The sequence below is a fragment of the Streptomyces sp. NPDC048461 genome, from assembly GCF_055587105.1.
In genome coordinates, this window is the sequence record NZ_JBVJGW010000079.1 from 1 (window position 1) to 1,463 (window position 1,463).

2 protein-coding genes are annotated in these 1,463 nt (G+C 35.3%); both read right to left on the reverse strand.

Going from position 1 to position 1,463, the window contains the following annotated elements; all coding sequences use genetic code 11:
• Window positions 1–160: 160 nt before the first annotated feature.
• The gene (locus ACZ6S8_RS39600; protein WP_227256392.1) at window positions 161–562 is read right to left on the reverse strand and encodes a hypothetical protein; all 402 of its coding nucleotides are present in this window, start codon (window positions 560–562) and stop codon (window positions 161–163) included.
• Between the two features lie 611 nt (window positions 563–1,173).
• Window positions 1,174–1,463, reverse strand: a 290-nt coding sequence (locus ACZ6S8_RS39605; RefSeq protein ID WP_469463259.1) for a hypothetical protein, incomplete at its 5' end; no start/stop codon positions are given.

Below are 1,463 nucleotides of genomic sequence, written 5' to 3' on the forward strand. Positions count from 1 at the left end.
CTCCACAGTTCTTTCCTCCTCCTACGACAGATGGAATAAGCTATTTCTAACAATCAATCACCATGTTACTTACAATAACCCTCTAATTTTCAATGCCACTATCAAAAAACTCAAAGCTTCAATTAACTACTAGCATTCAATAATCTCGAAATCCTTTGAACTATGAAATGAGAAAACCGAAAAAATTATTTGATTCTAAAGATAATAGCCGCTCATCGTCACCTGCCTTATATTTTAAGAAAACCCCTGAGGACGGATCGTCACTATAATTTACTCCAACTATGATAACCTCCTGCTCAGTTTTAAATGACTGGGAATAAATTGACATCATAGAAAATTGATCATCCACATCTACCTCAAACCACGGAGCGATGTTTTCAACCAAATGTGAATTAACAACCCCATCATTACCGATGTAAACCTCAAAAACAACCTCACCAGATATAAAGTAAATCCTGTCATACATCGGGTGAAAAATCGGTGGTGTATCCGAATCTATGTAGCCAGTGACAACTATATCACTCACCCCAAATTTAATTAAATGTTCACTAAACTCACTCATATATTCCATAAGCTAACGCCAGAATGAAAAATCAGATACGAAAATTTCGTTTATTATCAGACCACTAGGAATATGATTTATCGCATCGGAAATCTCATCATATGGGGATGGGAGGATAAACGAAACACCAAAATCATCATTAATAATGATGGAGCCATTGTATATTTTCTGCGACATCGTCAGCTTTATTATATCTATCACACTCATTCTGGGAAATATGATTCCATTGTAGCCCCTTGATAATGAGCATTACATCCAAGTGACAAAATGACACCGTCTTTATCAGTTACGATGGTCAAGGTATTGTCGACTGTATATGACTTTCGATCACTCCCGTCAGGTAGGAAGTGGTTTTTAATCTTAACACTAAATCTGGAGTGCATCTCATTAATATATAGTGAAATATTTTCATTTAGAACGACATTCCCTATGAAAACACCCGACACAATCCTCGCGTTAAAATCAATCATGTTAGACACCGTAATATTAAATGATTTATCAATGTGTACGGATGGATATTTCAAAATTATCAAACCTGCTCTTTTAGATACTTTTCATTCTAGACATTCAGAACCGACTGAGAATTGTCGGCTCTAGCAACATCACTTATTTTAATCATTAAAAACTAGAGTGTTTCTCTCAAGATTGTGATCTTTTATATAACTATCTTCCCATTCAAAATAATCATTCGGTGCTGTACGAGGAAAACCCTTCTCAAAATATCTATCACCATATGACATTACCATACCCCAATAATATTCATCCTCATGACCTAACATACAGGCCTCCATGAAATTCTCGGGTGGTGTTGTAAACATAGGCGTATTGTTAATTATGTAACTTGCTTCCTCTTCACTTTTTCTTCCATAAAAAACAATCACTCCATAAATAATATGGACCC